Below are 22,724 nucleotides of genomic sequence, written 5' to 3' on the forward strand. Positions count from 1 at the left end.
AATCGCTTGCGCGGCCCATTCTAGGGAGACTACATTTATTGCGGAAATTCCCTTTGTCTATAGATTGATAGACCCGAAGAATGAATATCACACCCCGCCAACTGCGGATCTTCCTGGCACTGGCGCAATCGCTGAATTTCAGCCGCACCGCCGAGCAGTTTTTCGTCACGCAGCCGTCGTTGAGCAAGGCGGTCAAGGAGATGGAGGAGGAACTGGGCATCGCGCTGTTCGAACGATCGACGCGCAGCGTCCGGCTGACGCCGGCCGGCGAGCAGCTGGTGCCGATGGCCCGCCGCATCGTCGGCGAGTTCGATTCCGGCCTGCGGCATCTGCAGAGCCGCGCGGAACAGGAGGCGCAGCGGCTGTCGATCGCGGCGCTGCCATCCCTTGCCAACGTGCTGTTGCCCGGCGTCTGTGCGGCGCTGGAACGGCGCTATCCGCATGCGCAGATCGCGGTGCACGACTGCGCGGATCAAGCCGCGGTACAGCGCGTGATCGACTATCAGGTCGACTTCGCGCTGGCCTCCGCGTCGCCCTCCAACCCTGACCTGCTGTTCCGGGAGATCCTGCGCGATCGCTTTGTGCTGCTCGCTCCGGCGCAGTGGCGCAAGCCCTTGCGCAAGCGCATGCATATGGACGAACTCGCCGGCCTGCCGCTCATCAGCATGACCGACCGCAGCACCGCGATGAAATACATGAGCGCCGCGTTCCTGCAGCGCGGCGTGCAGTTCCGCCCGAAGCTCCAGCTGGACCAGATCGGCACCATTGCAGGCTTCGTCAAGGAAGGGCTTGGCATCGCGGTGCTGCCCTATCTCGGCATCATGCCGCTGCTGTCGCTGAAGGGCATGCGGGTGGCCGAGATCGTCGATGGGCCGGTGCGGTCCGTTGGCCTGGTCAGCCGCAAGACGTCGCCGCCGTCGGAAATCGCGGCGCAGGCCATGGTGGAGGTCGGCATCGTCGCCGACCGGCTGAAGCGGCGGTGGCCGGGCTGGATCTGGCCACCGGCCGCATAGCCTCTATCTTCTCGCCAAGCCTTAGCGGCTGAACGCCGCCTGCAGGTCGGCCTGGCTGGTCACGCCTCGCTGCAACAGCAGCATCAGCAGGATGCGCGCCTTGGCCGGCTTCAGATCGTCGGCCATCACCGCGCCGGCGTCGAACGTGGTCTTGCCGCCGCCGACGAAGCCATAGTTCGGCAGAACGCGTCCGTTGTGCACCCGCGTCGAGATCACGACCGGCACCTGCCTGGACAGCGCATATTTGACGGCCTCGAACATCGGCTGATTCATGTTGCCCATGCCCAGCGCCTGCACCACGATGCCCTTGACGCCGCGATCGACGGCGTTGCGCAGCGCAGCGCCGTCGGCGCCGCCGTACATCGCGACGATTTCGACCTCGGGCATCTTGTCGGTCTGGATCGGAATATGCTGACGGCGCGATGGCGTGCTCGAGTAAATCACCCGATCCGGATAGACCTCGCCGATAAAGCCGAAATCACCCGAATTGAACGTCTCGACGTTCGCGGTGTGGGTCTTGGTGACGTAGCGGGCGGCATTGATCTGATTGTTCATCGCCAGCATCACGCCCTTGCCCTTCGATTGCTCGTCGACGGCGATGCGCGCGGCGTTCAGCAGATTGCGGTGGCCGTCGAAGTCCGGCGAGGACGCGTTGCGCTGCGCGCCGATCAGCACGACCGGCTTGTCGGAGCGCACCGTCAGGTCGAGCCAGTATGCGGTTTCTTCCAGCGTATCGGTGCCGTGCGACACGATGACGCCGGCCACGTCGGGCCGGTCCAGCGAAGCCTGCACGGCCCGGGTCAGCGCGACCCAGCGCGGCGGGTCCATATAGTCCGACGGCACGTTGGACAGATTATTGACCTGGATGGTGGCGTACTTGCCGATGTCGGGCACCGTGGCCAGCAAGTCGTCGCCGGAGATCGCCGGCACCGGCGCATTCTTGACGGGGTCGATCTTCATCGCGATGGTGCCGCCCGTGGCGATGAACTGCACCACGGGCTTGCCTTGCGCAAAGGCGGTGGCGGATGCAAACAACAGCATGCTGAGCAGGGCGCGGCGTGGCTTCATTCGAAGTCTCCTGTGATGTGATGATCGGATTCCGGCTCGGCCCCTGCGTCGGGACCGGCGGGTTCGCAGGCATTGGGCCACATCCTGGCACCGCGCGCCATCCGGGCGATTCCCCGTATTCCCCATATTTCCCGGGGCGCTGCGCGACGCCCCGGCGCACACATGCCCCTTATTGCTTGCGCTGTGCCAGCGCATTGCGGATTGCTGCCTCCGTTTCCGCGTACTGTCCCTCGCCGAAATGCTGGTAGACGATCTTGCCTTCCGCATCGACGAGATAGAGCGCGGGCCAGTATCGATTGTGATAGGCCGACCATGTCGCGTAGCCATTGTCCTGCGCGACCGGATAGCGGATATCGAAACGCTTGATCGCGGCCTGCACGTTGGCGGTCGACTTTTCGAACGGAAACTCGGGTGTATGCACGCCGACCACGACCAGCCCCTGGTCCTTGTACTTGTCGTGCCACTGCTTGACGTAGGGCAGCGTGTTGATGCAATTGATGCAGGAATAGGTCCAGAAGTCGACCAGCACGACCTTGCCGCGCAGGCCCTGCATCGACAGCGGCTGTGAGTTCAGCCAGCGGTCGATGCCGACGAATTCGGGGGCTTTGGTTTGGTTCGGGATCGTGAACCCAAATGCGGAACCAACGCCGGAACCAACGCCGGAACCAACGGCGTTGGCGCCATTGCCGACGAAACAGACCGCGGCGATGCCGGCGGCGGCCAATGTGGAAGCGAGAAGCGTGCGCATGATGTCGGACAGGTCGAAATGGATAAGAGGAGGCGGCTTGCGGACCGGGGAAGCGGCCACGCTTGCCGATCGATCGACCGGCAGCGGGCCCTCGCACGCTCAGACCAGCACGGTCTCCACGTGGATGTTTCCGCGCGTTGCCTTCGAGTACGGGCAAATGCCGTGCGCGGTCTCGACCAGGGCCCGCCCCACTTCGCTGTCCACCCCGGGGATATGCACATGCAGTCGGGCCTGCAGCTGGAAGGCCTGGCCGGCCATCGCCAGGTCGACCTCGGCGTCGACCGACGGGGCGGACGGCAGCGCGACGTTCAGCTTGCTGGCGGCCTTGCCCAGCGCGCCGATGAAGCAGGCCGACCAGCCCGCGGCGAACAGCTGCTCCGGGTTGGTGCCGGCGCCCTTGCTTCCCGGCGGTGACAGCTTGATGTTCAACCGGCCGTCGTCGCTGTGCGCCTCGCCGTCGCGTCCGCCGGTGGTGCGGGTCTTGCCGGTGTACAGCACCTTGTCGATCCGGGCCATCTGGGTTGTTTGGGACGTTTGGGTCATTCGGGTTCCCTCGCTGATTCGATCAATGGGTTGCGTTCGATGATGGTGATTTCGCGGGCCGGGCGGTCAGGCGTAGGCGCCGTCCAGATACGGGTCGGCGCTGCGCGCAGGTTCGGCCGAGACGCCGGTACGGTCCTGTCCGGCCAGCGTACGGGCGCCGTCGCTGTACGGGTCGAACTGGCGGGCACCGTCGCTGTACGGATCGGTCTGGCGCGCGCCGTCGCTGTAGACGCTGCGCGGCTCCTGCGCCGAGCGGGCGCCGCTGCTGTACGGGTCGCGAGCATCGGCCACCGAGCGGGCGCCCTCGGTGTAGGGGTCCCGCGCACCGGGCTGGGCGAAGCTGGCGGCTTGCGCGCCGGCGGCAGCGGCGGCGAGCGACAGGGCAAAAACAAAGCGCTTGGCGAATTGGGCGGTCATGATGGTTTCCTTTGAAAGAGATTGCGTTGCGGGTTGGTATCGCGCGGTCCGGATCGCTTCGTTGTCGTTCAGCGCCGGGCCACGGATGCCATTTAAGGCGACCGACGTATCGCGCCCGTAGCGGGCAAGGGCCGTTTTTGTCTGGGTGCGTATCGCCGCGGACGCGAGATACAAAGGCATACAAAGCGGGCAAAAAAAATCGGCTCCGAGGAGCCGATGCCGCAGGAACAAGGGACCGTTACGTCAGCCCAGCCTGACTTCGGCCGCCAGGCCGCCCCCCTCCCGATTGCGCAGCGTCAGCGTGCCGCCGATGGCCGCCGTCAGCTCGTGGGCGATCGCCAGGCCCAGGCCGGTACCGCCGGTTTCCCGGCTGCGCGACTGCTCCAGGCGCACGAAGGGCTTGAGCACGGCCTCCAGCTGGTCGTCCGGAATACCGGTGCCGCGATCGAGCACCTCGATGGCCACCGTGTCCCCGTCCCGGCGCACGCTCAGTTCCGCCGACCCACCGAACTTCAGCGCGTTGTCGATCAGGTTGGTCAGCACGCGCCGCAATGCATGCGGCCGCGTGACGATGGCTCCGCCGGCGTTCTGCAGCATCGTGACGGCCTTGCCGGTGTCCTGATAGTCGTAGGCCAGGCTCTCGACAAAGGAGCCAAGGTCGATCCGCGACGGCTTCTCGCCATCGCCATGCGCACTGCGGGCGTACGCCAGCCCTTCCTGGACCAGCGTCTGGATCTCGGACAGGTCGTTCAGCATCTTGCGCTTGTCGTCCGAGTCGTCGGCCATTTCGGCACGCAGCTTCATCCGTGTGATCGGCGTCTGCAGATCGTGCGAGATCGCGGCGAGGATCTGCACCCGTTCTTCGACAAAGCGCGCGATGCGGCCCCGCATCGCATTGAATGCGCGCGCGGCGCGGGCCAGTTCGGTGGGGCCGCTCTCGTCGAGCGGCGCCGATTGCGTGTTGGGATCGAGTGCGTCCGCGGCATCGCCGAGCGCGACCAGGGGCCGTATGGCCAGCCGAACGGCGAACCAGCAACACAGGATCAGCAACAGCAGCTGCAGGATCAGCACATAGGGCAACCATTGCGCGATCGGCGTCATGCGCGGATGCACGTCGATGGTCAGCGGACTGCCGTCGCTCAGCGTCAGATGGGCCTGCACGCGCTTGCCGTCGCCGGGGATCGATTCCACCCGCACCGGAAAGCGGCCTCCGCTCGCTTCGGTGATCCGTTCGGCGATATCCCTGCCGCGGGCCGTCATCTCGGGTACGCCGGGGAGACCCTCGCCGAGGATGTACTGATAGTTGCCGCGATTGACGCGCGGCAGCCACTGCGGCCGCTCCGCCGCCGGCAGGCGGTCGAGGATGGCAATCGACGTGGCCACGTCGGTCTCCAGCGTGCCAAGCATCACCTGCCGGGCCGACATATACCGCTCGGAGAACAGCACCGCGAACGACAGGCCGTGGGCGACGACCAGGCCGGTCAGCAGGATCAGGAACAGGCGCGATCGCAGCGTGCGCGGCCACGCCCAGCGGGGCGCGTTCACTGCCGGGCCTCGCGGATTTCCACCGGCGAGGCAAAGACATAGCCCTCGCTACGCACGGTCTTGATATAGCTCGGCTCGCGCGCATCGTCGTTCAGGCGCTGGCGCAGGCGGCTGACCAGCAAGTCGATCGAGCGCTCGAACATCTCGGCCTCCCGCCCCTGCGTCAGGTTCAGCAGCTGGTCGCGATTGAGCACGCGCTGCGGGTGGTCGACGAACACGCGCAGCAGCCGGTATTCCGCGCCGCTCAACGCGACGATGGTGCCCTCGGCGTCGATCAGATGGCGCGCGGTGGTATCGAGCTGCCACGTGCCGAAGGCGAGGATCTGCCCTGCCTCGGTGATCTGCAGATTGGGCGGCAGCATGCGGGTACGGCGCAGCACCGCCTTGATACGGGCCAGCAGTTCGCGCGCGGCAAACGGCTTGGCAAGGTAGTCGTCGGCGCCCATTTCAAGGCCGATGATGCGGTCGGTCTCGTCGTCGCGCGCGGTCAGCATCAGCACCGGCGTGGACTTGTGCTTGCCGGCGCGCAGCTCGCGGCACAGCACCAGGCCATCGTCGCCGGGCAACATCACGTCGAGCACGATCAGGTCGACGGTATTGGCGTCCAGGAAGGCGCGCATATGGCGGCCGTCGGGCGCCACCGTCACGCGCAGACCGTTCTTGGTCAGATAGGTCGAGACCAGTTCCCGGATTTCCCGGTCGTCATCGACGATGAGGATATGGTCGACGTGTGCGTCCATTGTTGTCACCGGCAGGTTGAAGGAGAGCGAGCTGTGCGCGCGACAGGCGTACCGCCATGCCTGCCGCCCCGGCATTGTATGGGGACGGCAAATCCGCGTGTATCGCAATGTATCTGGCCGGCGAGACCCCACACTGCGGTACAAACTCGCCGCTCGATGACACATCGCAGCGACGCCGGCCGGGTCTGATCGAGGGCAAGCCAACCCTTTTGTCTGGAGACACGATCATGACCCTGCTGATTCTCGCCTACCTTGGCGGCGCCCTGACCATCCTGAGCCCCTGCATCCTGCCGGTGCTGCCCTTTGTACTGAGCCGGTCCGGACAGCCGTTCCTGCGCGGCACGCTGCCGATGCTCGCCGGCATGGCGCTGACCTTTGCCGCCGTGGTGACGCTGGCCTCCGCCGGCGGTGCCTGGGTTGTTCAGGCCAACGAGTACGGACGCATCGCGGCCCTGGTGCTGCTTGCGGTGTTCGGCCTGTCGCTGCTGCTGCCCCGCCTGGCCGATGCGCTGGCCCGTCCGCTGGTGGCGCTCGGCAACCGCCTGGCCGACGGTAGCGGCAATGGCAGCGGCAGGGGTGGTGGTGGCAGCGCCGGCACCATATGGGGCTCGCTGGGCCTTGGCGCCGCCACCGGCATGCTGTGGGCCCCGTGCGCCGGCCCGATCCTTGGACTGGTGCTGACCGGTGCGGCGCTGAACGGCGCGAGCGTGTCGACGTCGCTGGCGCTGCTGGCCTACGCCGCGGGGGCGGCGACCTCGCTGGCGGCTGCGCTGGGCATCGGCGGCCGCGTGCTGTCCGCCATGAAGCGTTCGATGGGTGCGACCGAATGGCTGCGCCGCGCGCTGGGCCTGGCCGTGCTGGGCGGCGTGCTGGCGATCGGTACCGGGGCGGATACGGGGCTGCTCGCCCGCCTGTCGACCAACGGCCCGGCATGGCTCGAACAGGTGCTGGTCGATGCGGTGGGACTGCCGACTCGCGCGCACTAGGGCCTTGACCCCGAACCGCGGCGCGCGCATTGGGCGATCAGCGTCGGATCACGGACGCTCGCGCCGCGGCTCCACATAAGGCTCGACGCGCGCGTCGCGCATCGCATAGCCGCTGTCGCCCATCGCCGTCTCGGCACGCTCGACGCGCAGCACGCCCTCGATCCACACGGTATCCATCGTGCGGGTACCCTGCAGCGGCGCCTTCGCCTGGACGTGGACGACCTGATTGGCGGGCGGCGGCGGCACGTGGATGCAGGCGCCGAAATACGGCACCAGCAGGAATTCGCGGATCGCCTCGCCCTCGCCGCCCAACGAGACGACGAAGCCCGGCAGCCGTACCGGCGAACCATCGAGGGAAGGTTCGACCGGCGCTTCCTGCCAGTATTGTTTGGCCTTCTCCAGCGCTGCCTGCGCCCGGGGATCGCCATCTTCCATCTGTGCCAGGTCCAGGCCCTTCAGCGGCGCGAGCGGATCCCATCCTTTCGGCAGCAGCGCGTCCCATTCGATCTCGCGATAGGTCGTGGGCGCGGGAGCCGTGGGCGGCGTCTCGCGCTCCAGCGTTTCGCCGATCGCGTATTTGCGCCGCGCGGTCGACGACGATCCGGCCGAGTCGCCGCGGCCGCGGATCCACCAGAGCCCCGCCGCGCTCAGGCCCGCCACCCCCAACGCGCCGCCTGCCGCGAGCAGCCACTTGCGGCGCCGCGGATTGCCTGGCGTTTGCCTAGTCATCTTTCATGTCCTCGGATTGAGCCCGTCCGCCAGGCTCAGGCGGTAGGCCCGCCATGCCGGCAGCAGGCTTGCTGCAAACCCGGCCACGACCAGCGCGGCCAGCAGCGGCAGTTCCGCGAGACTGGGCCACGATACCGGCAGCGCCACGCCAAGGCGCGCCTCCAGCCAGCCCGCCAGCAGCGCGCTGCTCAGCGACAGCAGCGCCACGCCCGCGGCGACGCCGGTCAGCATCAGCATCATGCCTTCGATCGCCAGCAGGGCCAGGATATCGCGCGGCCGCGCCCCGGCCGCCCGCAGGATCGCCAGTTCGCGCCGCCGCTCGCCGAGCGCGGCCAGGATCGACGACGCCAGTCCGGCCAGCCCGATCACCGCGACCAGCGCCGACACGGCGCGCAGCGCATTGCCGGCGATATCGACGAGGTCCCACAGCGCGTCGAGCGCCACGCCCGGCAGCACCGCCATCAACGGCTCGCGCGTGTCCTGGGCGATCTCCCGCTGCAGCGCGAAGACGCGCGAGCGCAGCTTCAGGCCGACCAGCACCGCGGTGACGCTGTCGGGCGTCAGATCGAAGCGGCGCAGGTGCTCGGGCGCGATCGACGCGCCGGGCACGCGTGTACCGCCCTGGAAATCGAGATGGATCGCCTGCATCGCCTCCAGGCCGATATGGATGGTGCGATCGACCGGCGTTCCGGTCGGCGCCAGGATACCGACCACGGTAAACGGCTTGTCCCCGTGCTCGAGACGCAGCGCGCCCGGGGCCGCCGCATCGCCATGGGCCAGCACGATTCTGTCTCCGATGCGATAGTCCAGGCGGCGGGCGACCTCGGCGCCGAGCACCGCGTCGAACATGCCATCGATCCTGTCGTCGAAGGGGCGTCCCTGCGCGAGCCGCAGCGCGCGGCCATCGCCATGGCGGAAATGCTCGAAATACCCGGCCGTGGTCGCCAGCACCGGAAAGCCGCGATGCGAATCGCCCAGCGAAAGCGGGATCGTCCATGCGACCTGCGGGTGGGCGGCAAGGCGTTGCACGCTGCCCCAACCGATGTTGTTGGTCGCGCCGCCGAGCCGGAAGACCGCGTACAGCACCAGCTGGATCGGGCTGGTGCGGGCGCCGACGATCAGATCCGTGCCCGACACCGACTGCGCGAAGCTGGCGCGCACCTGATGCCGGACCCGCTCGATGCCGAGCAGCAGCGCCGTCGACAGCGCGATCGCAATCACCATCCAGACCAGGTTGAAGCGGCGGTTCCACGCGCTGCGCGCGGCAATCGACATCAGCGCGATCATGCCGGCTCCTCTTCGCGCGCGGCCGGCATCGTGAAGCGCCGGTCGAAGCCGGACGCCAGCCGCTCATCGTGGCTGACCATCACCAGCCCGGCGCCCGACCCGCGGCACTCCCGCTGCAGCAGCGTCATGAACGCGGCCTGCCGGGCGGCATCGAGCGAGGACGTGGGCTCGTCCGCCAGGATCAGTTCGGGCCGCCCCAGCAGCGCGCGCGCCGCGGCGACCCGCTGCTGCTGCCCCACCGACAGCTGCGCCGCGGGGCGTCGCCACAGGCTGGCCGGCATATCGAGCCGTTCCAGCAGCATGCCGGCCGCTTGGACCGCTCCACCGGCCTGCTCGCGGGCGCGCGTCTTGCGGCTCGCGGAGAAGCGGCACGGCAACAGCACGTTGTCGAGCACGGACAGATAGGGCAGCAGATTCAGCTGCTGGAAGATGATGCCGATGTGGTCGGCGCGAAAGCGGTCGCGTCCGGCGGATGGCAGCATCGTCAGATCGGTACCGGCGATCCGGATCGAGCCCTGACGCGGCGCCACCACGCCGGCCAGCAGCGACAGCAGCGTGGTCTTGCCGCTGCCGCTGGGGCCCGAGACAAACAGATGCTCGCCGCGGGCCAGTTCGAAGGCAGGCAGCGACAGCGCGCCGCCGTCGCGACCGGGCCAGCGAAAGTCGACATTCCTCGCCACGACCAGCGGCTCTTCGTGCGGCACGTGTGCCATCGCCTCCGCCATCGCCTGCGCCATCGCCCTCACCAGCGCAGGCGCGGCTGTGCCGGCGTCAGCGTCGCGCCAGACTGGCGCGTGTCGGTGGCAAGCTGGACGGCAATCCGGCTGACGCCCGGAAACAGGCGGAACACGCGTACGTCGACAGAACGCAACGCCTCGGGCCGGGCGCAGCGGAAGCGGTAGTCCGCATCGAGATCCGCGTGCTGATGCTCTGCCTGCGGCTGGCCGCGCGGCGCTTCTCCCTCGCCGGTCAGGCCGTGGTGCAGCGCGCCGAATTGCACCTGCGCGGCTTCGAGCCGGCAGTCGGCCTCCGGGGAAGGCCGGAACAACGCCGCACCGTCGCGCAGGCCGGCAATGGCCTGACGGACCTTCGCCCGTTCGGCGTCGGTGCGCGGCAGGCGCTCGAAGCCGAATACATTGTCGAGCGGCGATGCGAGCGCGATGGACAGCACCTGGCCTTCCACCGCGACATCGAGCGTCGCTTGCCCATGGACATGCGGCTCGGCGGCCTGCGCCCGACCGGCGATGCAGGCAGCGAAGACGGCGATGGCAAACAGTGGGGAGAGTCGCGAATACATGAGTCGATCGTCCTTCTGCGAAGGCTGCCCGCTCAACGGACAGGATCAAAGACAACACACCGGGCGGCGCGCCGGGATCGGCAAATGATAACTTATTATCAGTAGAGGCCCTGCGCACCGCGCCGGCCGGCACGGCTATCGCGAGCGCGCCAGAACGGACCCATCGATCGCGTCCAACGTGGGGCAGCCGGCCAGCGCCATCGCGATTTCCAGCTCGGTCTGCAGCAGCGTCAGCATATGCGCGACGCCAGGCATGCCGCCCACCGCCAGCGCATGAAGCACCGGTTGCCCGAGCATCACGGCGGTCGCGCCCAGCGCGATCGCCTTGACGATATCCGTTCCGCGCCGGATGCCGCCATCCAGCAAGACCGGCACCCTGCCACCGACTTGCGCCGCGATGGCGGGCAGGCAATCGATCGTCGCCGGTACGGTGTCCAGCGTGCGTCCGCCATGGTTGGAGACGACGATGCCGGCGACCCCGGCGTTCAGGGCCGGCTCGACATCGTTCGGATTGAGCAGGCCCTTGACCAGCACCGGCAGCGACGTCTGACCACACAGCGTCTCGATATCGCGCCATGTCGGCGCGTTCTTCAGCATGCCGCGGAAGACCGGGCTGCCGTGGCTGGCGCTGACCGGCTCGACCGGCGGATAGCCCGCCAGATTGACCGCCCCGACATCGTCCGGCAGCCGGAAGCCCGCGCGCTGCTCGATATTGCGGACGCCGCTGACGGCGGCGTCGATGGTCACGACAATGGCCCTGTATCCGGTCTGCTCGGCGCGGCGCACCAGGTCGGCCGTATCCTGCGGCCGCGGCTGGAGATACAGCTGGAACCACAGCGGCACCGTCGAGGCCCGCGCGATCGCCTCGAGCGTCACGCTGGCCTGCGTGCTGACCGTCATCCACGTGCGCGTCAGCGATGCGGCGTGCACCGTCGCCAGTTCGCCGTCCGGATGCACCAGCCGATGGAAGGCCGTCGGCGCGATCAGGATCGGGTAGTCGAGCACCTCGCCGAACAGCGTTCGCCGTGCCGAGGCGTGCGACATGTCGACCAGCGCGCTCGGCATCAGCCGCAGCCGCTCGAACGCGGCGCCGTTCTCGCGCTGCGTGATGCCGTCCGCGGCGGCGCCCCCGACATAGGCGCGCACGCCCGGCTCCACCCGTTCGTGGAAGCGGCGCTCGTAATCGCGCAGCGAGACGGTATCCGCGGGGATCTGCCAGCGCGTCACAGCTCGGCCCAGCGACGCAGCAGGTTGTGATAGTGATTGACCAGGGCCAGCACGGCGTCCTTGTCGTCGCCCAGCTGCTTGCGGATCTCGATGATCGCGAGATCAAGCTCGTACAGCATGCGCCGATGGCCGTCGTCCTTGACCATCGACTGCGCCCAGAAGAACGAGGCCCAGCGCGAGCCCTTGGTCACCGGGGTCACCCTGTGCAACGACGACGCGGGATAGACCACCAGATGGCCGGCCGGCAGCTTGACGGTGTGCGAACCGTAGAGGTCCTGGATCACCAGCTCGCCGCCTTCGTACTCATCGGGATCGGACAGGAACAGCGTGCTGGAGACATCGGCGCGAAGGCGCATGCCGCCCGTGCCCGGCACGGTGCGGATCGCGTTGTCCACGTGCGTGCCGAAATTCATCGCGCTGTCGTAGCGATTGAACATCGGCGGCATCACGCGCAGCGGCAGCGCGGCCGAATGATAGGTGGGGTTGCGGCCCAACGCGGTCAACACCAGCTCGCCCAGCTCGCGCGCCTCGGCGCTGTCGACCGGAATCTGCAGGTTGTACTTCGATTGCGCCGCCAGGTCGCCGGCGGTCACGCGCCCGTCGACCCATTGCGAGCGCTCGACGCGTTCGCGGCAGTACCGGATTTCTTCGGGGGTCAGGACGTCGGGGATCTGGACCAGCATGGCAAGGTTGGCGGGAGTGGCGCAAAAAGCGGCGCAAGGAGCGGCGCAAAGGCAGCGGAATTTCGCAATTCTAGCGGCTCCGCTTCGCCAGCCAACACGTCGTCCCCGCGCAGGCGGGGACCCAGTGGCTTTGAAAGACGCTGGGTTCCCGCGTGCGGGGAACGACGTGACGGGTGTTCGGGGGCACCGCCCCTTCGTCTCCGCTTAGAACGTCATGCCGACGTTCAGCAGGAACGTCCTGCGCGAGGTCGGCACCGCACGCACGGCGCCGAACGAGGACTGGTAGTTCAGATGGTCCGTCAGGTTGTAGCCGTTCAGCGAGATCCGGTACTTGCCGACCTTGTACGCGATCATCGCGTCCAGCGAGAAGTTGTCCGGCATCTTGGCCGTGTTCGCCGAATCGGCCCAGTAGCCGGTGGAGTACTGCAGGCCGCCGCCGATGGTCAGCTTGCCCGGCACCGGCAGCAGCGTGTGCGGGATGTCATAGGCGGTCCACAGCGTGACGTTGTGGCGCGATACGCCCGGCGCCGCATTGCCGACGATGGCGCCATTGGTGGCCGAAGTCACCTCGCCGCTCAGGTAGGCATAGGCGACATTGGCGGTCCAGCCGCCGACGATGCGGCCGCTCAAGCCCACCTCGACGCCGCGGATCTTGCGGCCCTCGCCCGAATCAGAGAAGCCGTTGGTGATGTCGCCGGTCACCGGATCGACCGTGTAGGCGTTGGCCTTCTTCGTCTGGAAGATCGCACCTGTGAGGCCCAGACGCTTGTCGAGGAAGTCCACCTTGGCACCGACCTCGATGGTGTCCGAACGCTCGGGCTCGTTGCCGACGCCGTTCTGCGGCACTTCCGATGCCACGCCGCCGACCGCCACTGCGATATCGGTGCCCACCGGCCGGTAGGTACGCGAGAACGACGTGTAGAACATCGTGTCCCTGGTCGGCTCCCAGATCGCGCTGATCGACGGGCTCAGCTTCTTCGAGTCCGCCTTGCCGCCCAGCGTCGAGGCACTGGTCGAGAACTCGCTCTGGAAGTAGTCCCAGCGCAGGCTGCCGAGCAGCGAGAACTTGTCGTTGAACCAGACGCGGTCGTTGATGAACACGCCGACATTGGTCGCATTGGCGTCGCGCGTGTTGGCGTACGCCACCGTCGCGTTCGGGCTGTTGTCGAAGACCGGATTGACGACGGTCTGGGTGTTGTTGCGGCCGGTCCAGCTGCCCATGCTGCGATGGTCGCGCTGGTAGATCGTATCGAGCCCCACCATCGCCTTGTGGCGCAGGCTGCCGGTCATGAACTCGCCCTTGGCGCTCAGCACGTTCTGGATGCCCCAGCCGCGCTGCAGATAGGTCATGCCGCCGCCGGCGCCGTACGACACGGGAACGTTGCCCCCGGCCAGCAGACGCTGGAGATTGGCATAGCTGACCGCGGCCGGATTGGTCGCCGAGAAGTCGCGCTCGTAGTAGCTGAAGCGGGTGTCGTTGCTGATCGTGATGCCGTTGTCGAGCTTCGTCTTGAAGTTCGACGACACCACGTGCGCGTCGGTCCTGTCGCGGTCGGTATTGCGCACGTACGAGGTCGACGACGAGATGCCCGGCACGCCGTACTCGGTCAGCGGACGGTAGATGCCATCGGCGCCCTGCGCGACCGGCACGCCGAAGTCCGGCGCGCCGGTGCGGCGCAGGTACGAATAGTTCAGGTGCCACTCGGTGCTGGTGCCCAGGCCGGTGCCGAAATCGATCGCCAGGCCGCGGCGATCGTCGCCGACGTGGGCGCGGTCGGCCACGCGGCCGTTCTGGAACATGCCGTTGATGCGCAGCGCCGAGGTGTCGTTCAGGCGGAAGTTGCTGTCGACCGTGGTGCGATAGGTGTCTTCGGTGGCGAAACCCTGGTCGATGCTGGTGCTGGTATGCAGGTTCGCCTTCTTGGTGGTCTGGTTGATCAGGCCACCGACATTGCCCACGCCGAAGCTCTCGCCGGAAGGTCCCTTGATGACCTCGACGCTTTCCGTGTTGAACGCATCGCGCTTGTAGGCGCCGAAATCGCGCAGGCCGTCGACATAGATGTCGCCCTTGGCGGACAGGCCACGGATGCGGAACTGGTCGCCGCTCTGGCCGCCGTTGCCCTCGCCGGTCGAGATCGTGATGCCCGGCACGTTCTTCAGGATCTGCTCGAGCGAGGTGGCGTGCTGCTGCTCGATGACCTCCTGCGGCACCACGTTGATCGTCTTCGGCGTTTCGCGGACCGTGTCCGGCAGCCGTGAAATGCCAAGCGGGGCGTCATTGGTGTTCTGGATCGCGTCGCCGGAGACGGTTACCTGGGGCAGCACGTTGCCGCCCGTGCTGGCGCGTCCGCTCCCCGTGCCCTCGCCGGCGGCTGCCTGGGCATGGGCGGCGAGCGGGATCGTCGAGACAGAGATCACCAGACCCGCGGAAGCGCCTGACACCAGCAGGCGGATGGCGTTCGCTATTTTTCTTTGCTGCACGGAGGACTCCAGAGAAGGACAACGGACCTGACGTGCTGCCGAGCCTTCGCTGGAAACAGGAAGCACCCTCCCCGTCAAAGAGGTGAACACCGCATTTCGACGCTCGCCATGGAACGGCAGGCATCGGCACCCGTCAAAATGCGAATGATTACTATTTGATGTTGCCGGCGTTTGTTGATGTGTGGCGGACTATTGCAATGCGCATTCGTTGACACATTTCGCCACAATCGGGTCCGCGCCAGTCGCGCGGCTCGCGCCCGCCGCCGACGCCTGGACCCCACCGCCTAGTTCGGCAGCTCGATGACGGCCCGCAGGCCGCCCTCCGCCCGGTTGTGCAGCGTGACATCGCCGCCGTGGGCGCGGATGCACGAACGGGCGATCGCCAGCCCAAGACCGAGACCGCCGGTGTCGGCGCTGCGCGCGGCATCAAGGCGCGTGAACGGCTCGAATACCCGTTCGAGATGGTCGGGGTCGATGCCCGGGCCCTTGTCGTCGACTTCGATCCGCAGCCTATGCCGGATCCTGTCGGCCACGACGCGGATGCCGACCTCGCCGTAGCGCGCGGCATTGTCGATGATATTGCTCAGCCCGCGCTTCAGATGGACGGGGCGGCAACGATAGAACAGGCCCGGATCGGGCCGCATGTCGCAGCGCAGCTCCCAGCGCACCGCGCGCCCCTGGATCGTCTGCTGATCGACGATTTCCTGGATCAACTCGTCGAGCCTGACGTCCTGGGTCGGCTCCTGCAACGCATCGTCGCGCGCGAACTGCAGCGCGCCCTCGACCATCACGCTCATGTCGTCCAGCGTCTTGACCATCGCGTCGCGCAGCTCGCCGTCGTCGATCAGCTCGGCCCGGATCCGCAGCGAGGTCAGCGGCGTGCGCAGATCGTGTCCGATGGCGGCGAACATCTGCGTCCTCCCGTTGACGAAGCGGGTCAGGCTTTCCTGCATGTCGTTGAACGCCCGGGTGATCTCGCGCACGCCGCTGAGCCCGCCGGGCGCGGGCAGGATGACGCGCTCGCCGCGGCTGACGCGCCTGGACGCCTCGGTCAGCCGCCGCAGCGGCCGCATGATCCGACGCCCGAACAACAGCGCGATCAACGCCGTCGGCAGCATGCCGACCAGCAGCGAAAAGCTCAGGACACGGGACCAGTGCGCCGGGACCATCGTCGGCCAGTGCCGGCTGCGCAGCCAGCGTCCATTCGGCAACTGGACCTCGATGTCCAGCGCCAGCGCATGGGTGCCGCTGAACGCGCGCTCCAGCCAGTTGCCGCCGCGTTGGCCGCCCCGCTCCGGTTCGGCCTGCTGCAGGCGCACGTGGATCGGCACGTTATCCGCAAGGTCCAGCTGGCTGCGCAGCCGCTGCGCGATGGCCCGCTCCTGCTCGCCCATCCCGTACGGGTCCGGCAAGGCGTGCGCCGCGAGGCGGAACGTCGAATCGGGCAGGCTGATGTCTTGCAGCAGCGCATCCGCATCGGCAGGCCGGCCGGCCAGCCGGTAGGCGGAAAGGATGCGCGTCTCGATGGTCCGCACCGACAGCGGATGGAGCGTGGCATTGTCCGCGCGCCACCACGACAGCGCGACCACGGCGAACACATGCGCGGCGAGCATCGCCAGCAGCCACAGGGCCACCAGCTGGCCCGACAGGCTGCGCGGGAGCCATTTCATGACGGCAGCACCGAGACCTTGGTCGCCAACAGATAGCCGTCGCCGCGAACGGTCTTCAGCATGCCGGGATGGCGCGGATCGGGTTCCAGTTTCTTGCGCAGGCGGCTGACCTGGCTGTCGATGCTGCGGTCGAACGTCATCGTGCCGGAGCGCTGCGTCATGTCGAGCAGCTGGCTGCGGCTCAGCACGCGGTTGGCGTTCTCGACCAACGCGCGCAGCAGATGAAACTCGGCGGTGCTCAGCGGCACCTCCTCGTCGCGCGGATTGCGCAGCGCCCGCGTCCTGGTATCGAAGGTCCAGCCGCAGAACGTAAAGCGGTATTCCCTGGGCGCCGGCACGTCCGCCGGCTCGCGCGCCTCCGGCACGCGGTTGCGTCGCAGCACGCTGCGGATGCGGGCCACCAGCTCGCGAGGGTCGAAGGGCTTGACCACATAATCCGCCGCGCCGATCTCCAGACCGGCGATCCGGTCGGCCTGCTCGGTCATCGCGGTCAACAGGATCACCGGCGTTCCCACATGCTCGGACACGTAACGGCACAGCGACAGCCCGTCCTCGCCCGGCAGCATGATGTCCAGGATGATCAGGCTGTAGCGGCGCGCTTCCAGGCGCTGGCGCATCGCCTTGCCGTCGGCCACGGCCTCTACATCGAAATCGAAGCGCCTGATGTAAGTCGACAAGGGATCACGTATGTCCTTGTGATCGTCGACGATCAGGATGCTGGGACGGGGGTCCATTGTGCTCACACTGCTATCAATAAACGAGAATCGTTATCGTATTTTACCGTGAGGCGGCCTGGCGGCTCGGCAACGGGCTGCGGCACCCCGGCTGCGGCACTCGGTTCGGCAACGAGTGCGACACCCGGTCGCACTCCGGCGCCCTCGCTTGCCCAGCATCGACGTTCCGTTCTAAACTTTCAAAAATTACTGAAAATTCAAAACAGACAAACATGCAACTGTCGCCCCTGATCCAGCGCTTCGTCCTTCATTTCGGCGAAATGGGAAGCCGCTGGGGCATCAACCGCACCGTCGGCCAGATCTACGCGCTGCTGTTTACCGCGGCCCGCCCGCTCAATGCCGATGAGATCGCCGAGTCGCTGGGCTTCTCGCGCTCCAACGTCAGCATCGGGCTGAAGGAACTGGAGTCGTGGAACCTGGTACGGCTTTCGCACCAGCCGGGCGACCGGCGCGAGTATTTCTCGGCGCCGGACGATGTCTGGGCCATTTTCCGGACCCTGGCCGAAGAACGCCGCCGCCGGGAGATCGACCCGACTTTGTCAATGTTGCGGGAAGTTCAGCTCGAAACGCCGTCCGATCCCGACGACAAGCATGCCCAGCGGCGCATGCAGGAGATGTACGAGCTGATCCTGCTGGTGACGGGCTGGTTCAACGATATGCAAAAGCTTGATATCGCCACTTTGGAAAAATTAATGCGACTGGGCTCCCGCGTGACTAAGCTGCTGGAAGTGAAGGACAAGCTATCCGGGGCCGTCGGCGGCAAACCCGCCGAAGGCAAGCGCAAGCCGGCTCGCACCAAGAAGGAGTAGTGCCCCATGTTGTCGTCGCTCGACCCGATCCTGCTGGCGCGGATCCAGTTCGCCGCCAATATCACCTTCCACATCCTGTTCCCCACCATCAGCATCGCGCTCGGCTGGGTGCTGCTGTTCTTCAAGCTGCGCTACGGCAAGTCCGGCGACGAACGATGGATGGCGGCCTATCGCTTCTGGGTCAAGGTGTTCGCGCTGACCTTCGCGCTGGGTGTGGTCAGCGGCATCACGATGAGCTTCCAGTTCGGCACCAACTGGCCGGGCTATATGGAGACGGTCGGCAATATCGCCGGCCCGCTGCTGGCCTACGAGGTGCTGACCGCGTTCTTCCTGGAGGCGACCTTCCTCGGCATCATGCTGTTCGGCATGCGCCGGGTCAGCAATCGCACCCATACCATCGCCACGCTGCTGGTTGCCGGCGGCACCACGCTGTCGGCGTTCTGGATCCTGGCGCTGAACTCGTGGATGCAGACGCCCGCCGGGTTCGAGATGATCGACGGCAAGGCCCATGTGGTCAGCTGGCTGCAGGTCATCTTCAACCCGTCGTTCCCGTTCCGCCTGACCCATATGCTGATCGCCTCGGGCCTGACGGTGTCGTTCCTGCTGGCGGGCATCTCGGCCTACCGCTGGCTGCGCAACGACCGCTCGCCGGAGGTCCGCTCGACCATGCGCACCGGCGTGATGGTGGCGGCGGTGCTGATCCCGCTGCAGATCGTCGTCGGCGACCTGCATGGCCTCAATACGCTGGAACACCAGCCGGCCAAGATCGCGGCGATGGAAGGCATCTGGACCACGGGCACCAGCGTCCCGGCCGTGCTGTTCGGCTGGCCCAATGCGGTGACCCAGAGCACCGACTGGGAAATCTCGATCCCGAAGCTGGCGTCCTTCTACCTGACCCACACCTTCGATGGCGAGGTCAAGGGCATCGACGCGTTCCCCGGCAAGCATCCGCCCGTGGCGCCGGTGTTCTTCGCCTTCCGCATCATGGTCGGCGTCGGCATGCTGATGCTGCTGGTCTCCTGGCTGGCGGCCTGGCAGTTCAAGCGGCGCGGCGAGCCGTCCAGGGGCGTGGCCCGCATGCTGCTGGCGATGACCTTCTCGGGCTGGGTCGCGCTGGTCGCCGGCTGGTATGTCACCGAGATCGGCCGCCAGCCCTACCTGGTCTACGGCGTGCTGACCACCGCGGAGGCCGCCTCGAAGGTGCCGGCGACGATGGTCGGTTCGACCCTGCTGATGTACCTGTCGCTGTACCTGCTGCTGATCGCGGCCTATATCTCGGTGGTGTTCTATCTGGCCCGCCGCGCCGGCACCGATCCGGCCATCGACGAACCGGAAATCGAAACCCCTCAACCCGTCATCGGCGGCAAGCCACGGAGCGCGCAATGACCGACCTGACCCAACCCGCCGGCTGGATGCCGCTGGTCTTCCTGGCCCTGATGGGGCTGTCGATGCTGATCTACGTGATCCTGGACGGCTACGACCTCGGGGTCGGCGTGCTGCTGCGGCGCGCCAACGATGCCGACAAGGACACGATGATCGCGTCGATCGGACCCTTCTGGGATGCCAACGAAACGTGGCTGGTGCTCGGCGTCGGCCTGCTGCTGACGGCCTTCCCGATGGCGCACGGCGTGATCCTGACCAATCTGTACCTGCCGGTCGCGCTGATGCTGGCCGGGCTGATCCTGCGCGGCGTGGCCTTCGATTTCCGCGTCAAGGCGCGCGCCCACCACAAGCCGTGGTGGAACTGGGCCTTCTACGGCGGCTCGCTGCTGGCCTCGTTCTCGCAGGGCCTGATGCTGGGCCTCTATATCACCGGCTTCGAATACGGCTGGCTCGACCTGCTGTTCGCGGTGGTGGTGGGCCTGTGCCTGGTCGCGGGCTACTGCCTGCTCGGCGCCAGCTGGCTGATCATGAAGACCACCGGCAGCCTGCAGGCGCGGGCCATTTACTGGGCCCGGCGCAGCCTGTGGCTGACCGGCGTGGGCGTGGCCGCCATCTCGGTGGTGACGCCGCTGGTCAGCGAGCGGATCTTCGACAAGTGGTTCTCGCTGCCGAACATCATCCTGCTGGCGCCGATCCCGCTGATCACGATCGCGCTGTTCGTGGTGATCGACCGGCTGCTGCGGCGCATGGGCCCGCTGCAGAGGGCGGGGAACGACCGCCTGGCCTGGGTGCCCTTCGTCGGCACCGCGGTGATCTTCCTGATGGCATTCAACGGCCTGGCTTACAGCCTGTTCCCCTACCTGGTGGTCGACCAGCTCGACATCTGGCAGGCCGCCAGCGCGCCGGAATCGCTGGCCGTGATCCTGATCGGCGCGGTCATCGTGCTGCCCACCATCCTCGGCTACACGATCTACGCGTATCGCGTGTTCTGGGGCAAGGCCACCGACCTTCGTTACTATTAGGCTGATTCAGGAGGCTGTTTCAGGCTGATTCAGGCCGATCAAGGCGATTTGGCCTTTCACCGAAGGCGGTACGAGATCAGGCAGGCATGAAGGGCAGTGAAGGAAGCAGGCAAGGGCTGAACGCTGCGGCATCGCGCCCGGGCGGTGTGGTCCGCCGGGTGCGCGAACAGGCCGGCGCGCACGTCCGCGCGCTGACCCGCAGCAACTCCGGCCTGACGCTCGACTACGACAATCCCCCGGGCGATCCGGGCCTGTTCGGGCCCGATGCGGTCTGCTGGCGCGTGCATGGCGACTTTCCCGCGATGCTCGCCGGTGGTGTCAGCGCGCTGCTGATGCAGACGATGCACCCGCTGGCGCTGGCCGGGGTCTGGGACCACTCCAGCTTTCGTACCGACATGCAGGGGCGGCTGGGCCGCACCGCACAGTTCATTGCCGGCACCACCTATGGCAACCGCGCCGACGCGATGCGCCTGATCGAACGGGTGCGCCGCATCCACACCGGCGTGACCGGCACCGCGCCCGACGGCCGCCCCTATGCGGCCAGCGATCCCGCCCTGCTGACCTGGGTCCACGTGGCCGAGGTCTCCAGCTTCCTCGCCGCCTACCTGCGCTATGTCCGTCCGCTGTCCGCCGCCGAGCAGGATCGCTACTATGACGAGGTGGCGCTGATCGCCGAACTGCTGGGCGCCACCGAAGTGCCGCGCTCTCGCGACCAGATCGCGGCGTACCTGCAGAAGATGCGACCGCAATTGCTGGTGACCGAACGCACCCATGAGGTGGTGCGGCTGGTGATGCAGATGCCGGTGGCCAATCCGCTGCTGGTGCCGGCGGTACGCATCATGGCCGATGCCGGCATCGCGCTGCTGCCGGACTGGGTCCGGCGCGAACTGGGACTGGCCGGCGCCAGCATCAGTGCACTGCGGCGGCCGCTGTCGCTGGCCGGCATGCGCGTGCTGGCGCCGACGCTGCGCTGGTCGCTCGGCGGCGGGCTGGCAGCGCGTGCCCGCCGACGGGCCACTGCGGCTCCGCGCTAGGCAAGCCGCGATCGGCTCAGGCGCCCAGCTCCACGGCAGGCGTCGAGCCCGTCTGCCGCAAACCCGCCGCCGCGCGACGCCCGGCCCGCTTGCGCACCCAGATCACCACGCCGGTCACGCACAGCATCGCCACCACCAGCCCCATCAGCGAAATCAGCACGCGCCCCGGCAGGCCGAGGATGCGGCCGGAATGCAGCGGGAATTGCGCCTGCAGGAACAGGTCGCCGGCGCTGCCGGTGCCCGGGATGCTGCCGCCCGCCGGCGCCAGCGTCCTGCCGTCGAAGTACAGCCAGTTGTTGCCCAGGCCGCCGTCGCCATGGTCGTTGCCGGCCTCGAAGAAGCCGACGCCATAGAGGCCGTACGGCGACGAGTAGAAGATGCCGCCGGCCGGTTCTGGCCAGCCGCGGCGCGTCCCTTCAGCCCGCGCCGCGGCGAGCACCTGCTCGCGCGTGACCGCCGGCTCGTGCGGCTGGTCCAGCGGGCGCGGCGTGCGCTTGTCGAATTCGTTGGGACTCAGCGGCGACAGCTTGGCCACCAGCGGCCGCATCACCTGCGTCTCCAGGTTCATCGAGATCGACGTCACGGCCAGCAGCAACAGCAGGCCCCACAACCAGACCGCGCCCGATCGATGCAGGTCGAAGTTCAGCGCATAGCCGCCCTTGCGCCAGCGGAAGGCGAACGACTTGCGCCATGCGGCACGATTCGGGAACGACAGCCACAGCGCGATCAGGCAATCCAGCGCCCACGCCATCGCGATCAGCCCCATGAACCATTTGCCCAGCTCGATGCCCCAGCCGTCGGGAATATGCATCGTGTAGTGAAGCTTGTAGAGGAAGGGCAGCAGGTTTTCGCGTGACAGCGAGATCGCGCCCCACATCCGGCGCGCCTGGATCTCACCGGTGACCGGGTCGACCGCGATCTGGTTGAAGCCGAGGTCGAAGGGCTTGCCGGTGGCCGGATCGATCCGCCCCTCGACGAACATCGTCAATGCATGGCCCGGCTCGATCTCCAGCGGCGTATAGCTGATGCGCAGCCGGGGATCGGCCTGCTCGATATGGCGCGCCAGCTCCAGCGCCGGCATCGGCACGCCTTCGGTGCGCGCCTGGAACAGCTGCGGATTGAGCCATTCGTCGAGCTCGTGATCCCACGAGATGATGGCGCCGGTCAGGCCCGAGATGAACAGGAAGATGGCGGCGGCAAGGCCGAACCAGCGGTGCAGCCGGACGAGAAGAGAGCGCATGGGGGTCAGAGGGGACATGGTTCCTCTGGCATTGACGAATCACGGCGCGGCATCGGAACCGAGCCATG

21 protein-coding genes and 1 pseudogene are annotated in these 22,724 nt (G+C 67.3%); 6 read left to right on the forward strand and 16 right to left on the reverse strand.

Annotated elements, in window-relative coordinates; translation table 11 throughout:
- The first annotated feature begins 80 nt into the window (after nucleotides 1–80).
- Complete coding sequence (locus tag LRR16_RS07260) at nucleotides 81–1,013, forward strand: LysR family transcriptional regulator (RefSeq protein WP_006576756.1); 933 nt, start codon at nucleotides 81–83, stop codon at nucleotides 1,011–1,013.
- Nucleotides 1,014–1,034: 21 nt separating this feature from the next.
- Here LRR16_RS07260 and LRR16_RS07265 read toward each other — a convergent pair whose 3' ends face one another.
- The 6 genes from LRR16_RS07265 to LRR16_RS07290 all read right to left on the reverse strand — a co-directional run bounded on the left by LRR16_RS07265 (nucleotide 1,035) and on the right by LRR16_RS07290 (nucleotide 6,074).
- Nucleotides 1,035–2,081: an asparaginase gene (locus LRR16_RS07265; RefSeq protein WP_232205351.1), complete on the reverse strand. Its 1,047-nt coding sequence runs from the start codon at nucleotides 2,079–2,081 to the stop codon at nucleotides 1,035–1,037.
- 169 nt (nucleotides 2,082–2,250) lie between these two features.
- Entirely contained in the window at nucleotides 2,251–2,829 is a 579-nt protein-coding gene (locus LRR16_RS07270) for a thioredoxin family protein (protein WP_232205587.1), read from the reverse strand.
- Nucleotides 2,830–2,928: 99 nt separating this feature from the next.
- Nucleotides 2,929–3,345 (reverse strand): organic hydroperoxide resistance protein, encoded by a 417-nt coding sequence (locus LRR16_RS07275; protein WP_232205352.1) that lies wholly within the window; start codon nucleotides 3,343–3,345, stop codon nucleotides 2,929–2,931.
- A 93-nt stretch (nucleotides 3,346–3,438) separates the two neighbouring features.
- Nucleotides 3,439–3,789 (reverse strand): hypothetical protein, encoded by a 351-nt coding sequence (locus LRR16_RS07280; protein WP_006576752.1) that lies wholly within the window; start codon nucleotides 3,787–3,789, stop codon nucleotides 3,439–3,441.
- Nucleotides 3,790–4,032: 243 nt separating this feature from the next.
- Nucleotides 4,033–5,334, reverse strand: coding sequence for an ATP-binding protein (locus tag LRR16_RS07285; protein ID WP_064574218.1), 1,302 nt, complete (start codon nucleotides 5,332–5,334; stop codon nucleotides 4,033–4,035).
- Nucleotides 5,331–6,074, reverse strand: coding sequence for a response regulator (locus LRR16_RS07290; protein ID WP_006576750.1), 744 nt, complete (start codon nucleotides 6,072–6,074; stop codon nucleotides 5,331–5,333). Before LRR16_RS07290 ends, LRR16_RS07285 begins: the two co-directional genes overlap by 4 nt.
- 227 nt (nucleotides 6,075–6,301) lie before the next feature.
- Between LRR16_RS07290 and LRR16_RS07295 the strand changes: the two are divergent.
- Nucleotides 6,302–7,036 (forward strand): annotated as a pseudogene (locus LRR16_RS07295) (cytochrome c biogenesis CcdA family protein); the annotation flags it as partial.
- A 72-nt stretch (nucleotides 7,037–7,108) separates the two neighbouring features.
- Here LRR16_RS07295 and LRR16_RS07300 read toward each other — a convergent pair.
- The 9 genes from LRR16_RS07300 to LRR16_RS07340 form a co-directional block, all read right to left on the reverse strand.
- Entirely contained in the window at nucleotides 7,109–7,789 is a 681-nt protein-coding gene (locus LRR16_RS07300; protein WP_232205353.1) for a DUF3299 domain-containing protein, read from the reverse strand.
- Nucleotides 7,790–7,792: 3 nt separating this feature from the next.
- Nucleotides 7,793–9,076 (reverse strand): FtsX-like permease family protein, encoded by a 1,284-nt coding sequence (locus tag LRR16_RS07305; protein ID WP_232205354.1) that lies wholly within the window; start codon nucleotides 9,074–9,076, stop codon nucleotides 7,793–7,795.
- On the reverse strand, nucleotides 9,073–9,813 hold the full coding sequence (locus tag LRR16_RS07310; protein ID WP_232205355.1) for an ABC transporter ATP-binding protein: 741 nt from the start codon (nucleotides 9,811–9,813) through the stop codon (nucleotides 9,073–9,075). Before LRR16_RS07310 ends, LRR16_RS07305 begins: the two co-directional genes overlap by 4 nt.
- A 5-nt stretch (nucleotides 9,814–9,818) precedes the next feature.
- Entirely contained in the window at nucleotides 9,819–10,373 is a 555-nt protein-coding gene (locus LRR16_RS07315; protein ID WP_006577285.1) for a DUF2796 domain-containing protein, read from the reverse strand.
- Nucleotides 10,374–10,508: 135 nt separating this feature from the next.
- Nucleotides 10,509–11,600 (reverse strand): alpha-hydroxy acid oxidase, encoded by a 1,092-nt coding sequence (locus LRR16_RS07320; RefSeq protein ID WP_232205356.1) that lies wholly within the window; start codon nucleotides 11,598–11,600, stop codon nucleotides 10,509–10,511.
- Nucleotides 11,597–12,283 carry a Fe2+-dependent dioxygenase gene (locus LRR16_RS07325; protein ID WP_232205357.1) on the reverse strand — a complete coding sequence of 229 codons (687 nt, stop codon included), beginning with the start codon at nucleotides 12,281–12,283 and terminating at the stop codon, nucleotides 11,597–11,599. Before LRR16_RS07325 ends, LRR16_RS07320 begins: the two co-directional genes overlap by 4 nt.
- Before the next feature lie 204 nt (nucleotides 12,284–12,487).
- Nucleotides 12,488–14,764 (reverse strand): TonB-dependent siderophore receptor, encoded by a 2,277-nt coding sequence (locus tag LRR16_RS07330; RefSeq protein ID WP_232205358.1) that lies wholly within the window; start codon nucleotides 14,762–14,764, stop codon nucleotides 12,488–12,490.
- Between the two features lie 284 nt (nucleotides 14,765–15,048).
- Nucleotides 15,049–16,434 (reverse strand): ATP-binding protein, encoded by a 1,386-nt coding sequence (locus LRR16_RS07335; protein WP_232205359.1) that lies wholly within the window; start codon nucleotides 16,432–16,434, stop codon nucleotides 15,049–15,051.
- Complete coding sequence (locus LRR16_RS07340) at nucleotides 16,431–17,168, reverse strand: response regulator (RefSeq protein ID WP_006577291.1); 738 nt, start codon at nucleotides 17,166–17,168, stop codon at nucleotides 16,431–16,433. Before LRR16_RS07340 ends, LRR16_RS07335 begins: the two co-directional genes overlap by 4 nt.
- Nucleotides 17,169–17,380: 212 nt before the next feature.
- Between LRR16_RS07340 and LRR16_RS07345 the strand changes: the two genes are divergently transcribed.
- The 4 genes from LRR16_RS07345 to LRR16_RS07360 all read left to right on the forward strand — a co-directional run bounded on the left by LRR16_RS07345 (nucleotide 17,381) and on the right by LRR16_RS07360 (nucleotide 21,416).
- Nucleotides 17,381–17,977, forward strand: a complete 597-nt coding sequence (locus LRR16_RS07345; RefSeq protein WP_023263990.1) for a GbsR/MarR family transcriptional regulator — start codon at nucleotides 17,381–17,383, stop codon at nucleotides 17,975–17,977.
- Between the two features lie 6 nt (nucleotides 17,978–17,983).
- Entirely contained in the window at nucleotides 17,984–19,363 is a 1,380-nt protein-coding gene (locus LRR16_RS07350) for a cytochrome ubiquinol oxidase subunit I (RefSeq protein WP_232205360.1), read from the forward strand.
- Entirely contained in the window at nucleotides 19,360–20,382 is a 1,023-nt protein-coding gene (locus tag LRR16_RS07355) for a cytochrome d ubiquinol oxidase subunit II (RefSeq protein WP_232205361.1), read from the forward strand. The genes LRR16_RS07350 and LRR16_RS07355 overlap by 4 nt, the downstream gene beginning before the upstream one ends.
- Before the next feature lie 86 nt (nucleotides 20,383–20,468).
- Nucleotides 20,469–21,416, forward strand: coding sequence for an oxygenase MpaB family protein (locus tag LRR16_RS07360; protein ID WP_232205362.1), 948 nt, complete (start codon nucleotides 20,469–20,471; stop codon nucleotides 21,414–21,416).
- Nucleotides 21,417–21,432: 16 nt separating this feature from the next.
- Here LRR16_RS07360 and LRR16_RS07365 read toward each other — a convergent pair whose 3' ends face one another.
- Nucleotides 21,433–22,656, reverse strand: coding sequence for a PepSY domain-containing protein (locus LRR16_RS07365; RefSeq protein ID WP_006577800.1), 1,224 nt, complete (start codon nucleotides 22,654–22,656; stop codon nucleotides 21,433–21,435).
- Between the last annotated feature and the right edge of the window lie 68 nt (nucleotides 22,657–22,724).

Origin of the sequence: Cupriavidus sp. UGS-1, from assembly GCF_021213615.1 — a bacterium.
Taxonomy (GTDB): domain Bacteria; phylum Pseudomonadota; class Gammaproteobacteria; order Burkholderiales; family Burkholderiaceae; genus Cupriavidus.

Bases quoted from the DNA above. Each gene is read 5' to 3' on its own strand.
- LRR16_RS07260 (WP_006576756.1), top strand. From the start codon at position 81: ATGAATATCACACCCCGCCAACTGCGGATCTTCCTGGCACTGGCGCAA.
- LRR16_RS07265 (WP_232205351.1), bottom strand. From the start codon at position 2,081: ATGAAGCCACGCCGCGCCCTGCTCAGCATGCTGTTGTTTGCATCCGCC.
- LRR16_RS07270 (WP_232205587.1), bottom strand. From the start codon at position 2,829: ATGCGCACGCTTCTCGCTTCCACATTGGCCGCCGCCGGCATCGCCGCG.
- LRR16_RS07275 (WP_232205352.1), bottom strand. From the start codon at position 3,345: ATGGCCCGGATCGACAAGGTGCTGTACACCGGCAAGACCCGCACCACC.
- LRR16_RS07280 (WP_006576752.1), bottom strand. From the start codon at position 3,789: ATGACCGCCCAATTCGCCAAGCGCTTTGTTTTTGCCCTGTCGCTCGCC.
- LRR16_RS07290 (WP_006576750.1), bottom strand. From the start codon at position 6,074: ATGGACGCACACGTCGACCATATCCTCATCGTCGATGACGACCGGGAA.
- LRR16_RS07300 (WP_232205353.1), bottom strand. From the start codon at position 7,789: ATGACTAGGCAAACGCCAGGCAATCCGCGGCGCCGCAAGTGGCTGCTC.
- LRR16_RS07305 (WP_232205354.1), bottom strand. From the start codon at position 9,076: ATGATCGCGCTGATGTCGATTGCCGCGCGCAGCGCGTGGAACCGCCGC.
- LRR16_RS07310 (WP_232205355.1), bottom strand. From the start codon at position 9,813: ATGGCGCAGGCGATGGCGGAGGCGATGGCACACGTGCCGCACGAAGAG.
- LRR16_RS07315 (WP_006577285.1), bottom strand. From the start codon at position 10,373: ATGTATTCGCGACTCTCCCCACTGTTTGCCATCGCCGTCTTCGCTGCC.
- LRR16_RS07325 (WP_232205357.1), bottom strand. From the start codon at position 12,283: ATGCTGGTCCAGATCCCCGACGTCCTGACCCCCGAAGAAATCCGGTAC.
- LRR16_RS07335 (WP_232205359.1), bottom strand. From the start codon at position 16,434: ATGAAATGGCTCCCGCGCAGCCTGTCGGGCCAGCTGGTGGCCCTGTGG.
- LRR16_RS07340 (WP_006577291.1), bottom strand. From the start codon at position 17,168: ATGGACCCCCGTCCCAGCATCCTGATCGTCGACGATCACAAGGACATA.
- LRR16_RS07345 (WP_023263990.1), top strand. From the start codon at position 17,381: ATGCAACTGTCGCCCCTGATCCAGCGCTTCGTCCTTCATTTCGGCGAA.
- LRR16_RS07350 (WP_232205360.1), top strand. From the start codon at position 17,984: ATGTTGTCGTCGCTCGACCCGATCCTGCTGGCGCGGATCCAGTTCGCC.
- LRR16_RS07355 (WP_232205361.1), top strand. From the start codon at position 19,360: ATGACCGACCTGACCCAACCCGCCGGCTGGATGCCGCTGGTCTTCCTG.
- LRR16_RS07360 (WP_232205362.1), top strand. From the start codon at position 20,469: ATGAAGGGCAGTGAAGGAAGCAGGCAAGGGCTGAACGCTGCGGCATCG.
- LRR16_RS07365 (WP_006577800.1), bottom strand. From the start codon at position 22,656: ATGCGCTCTCTTCTCGTCCGGCTGCACCGCTGGTTCGGCCTTGCCGCC.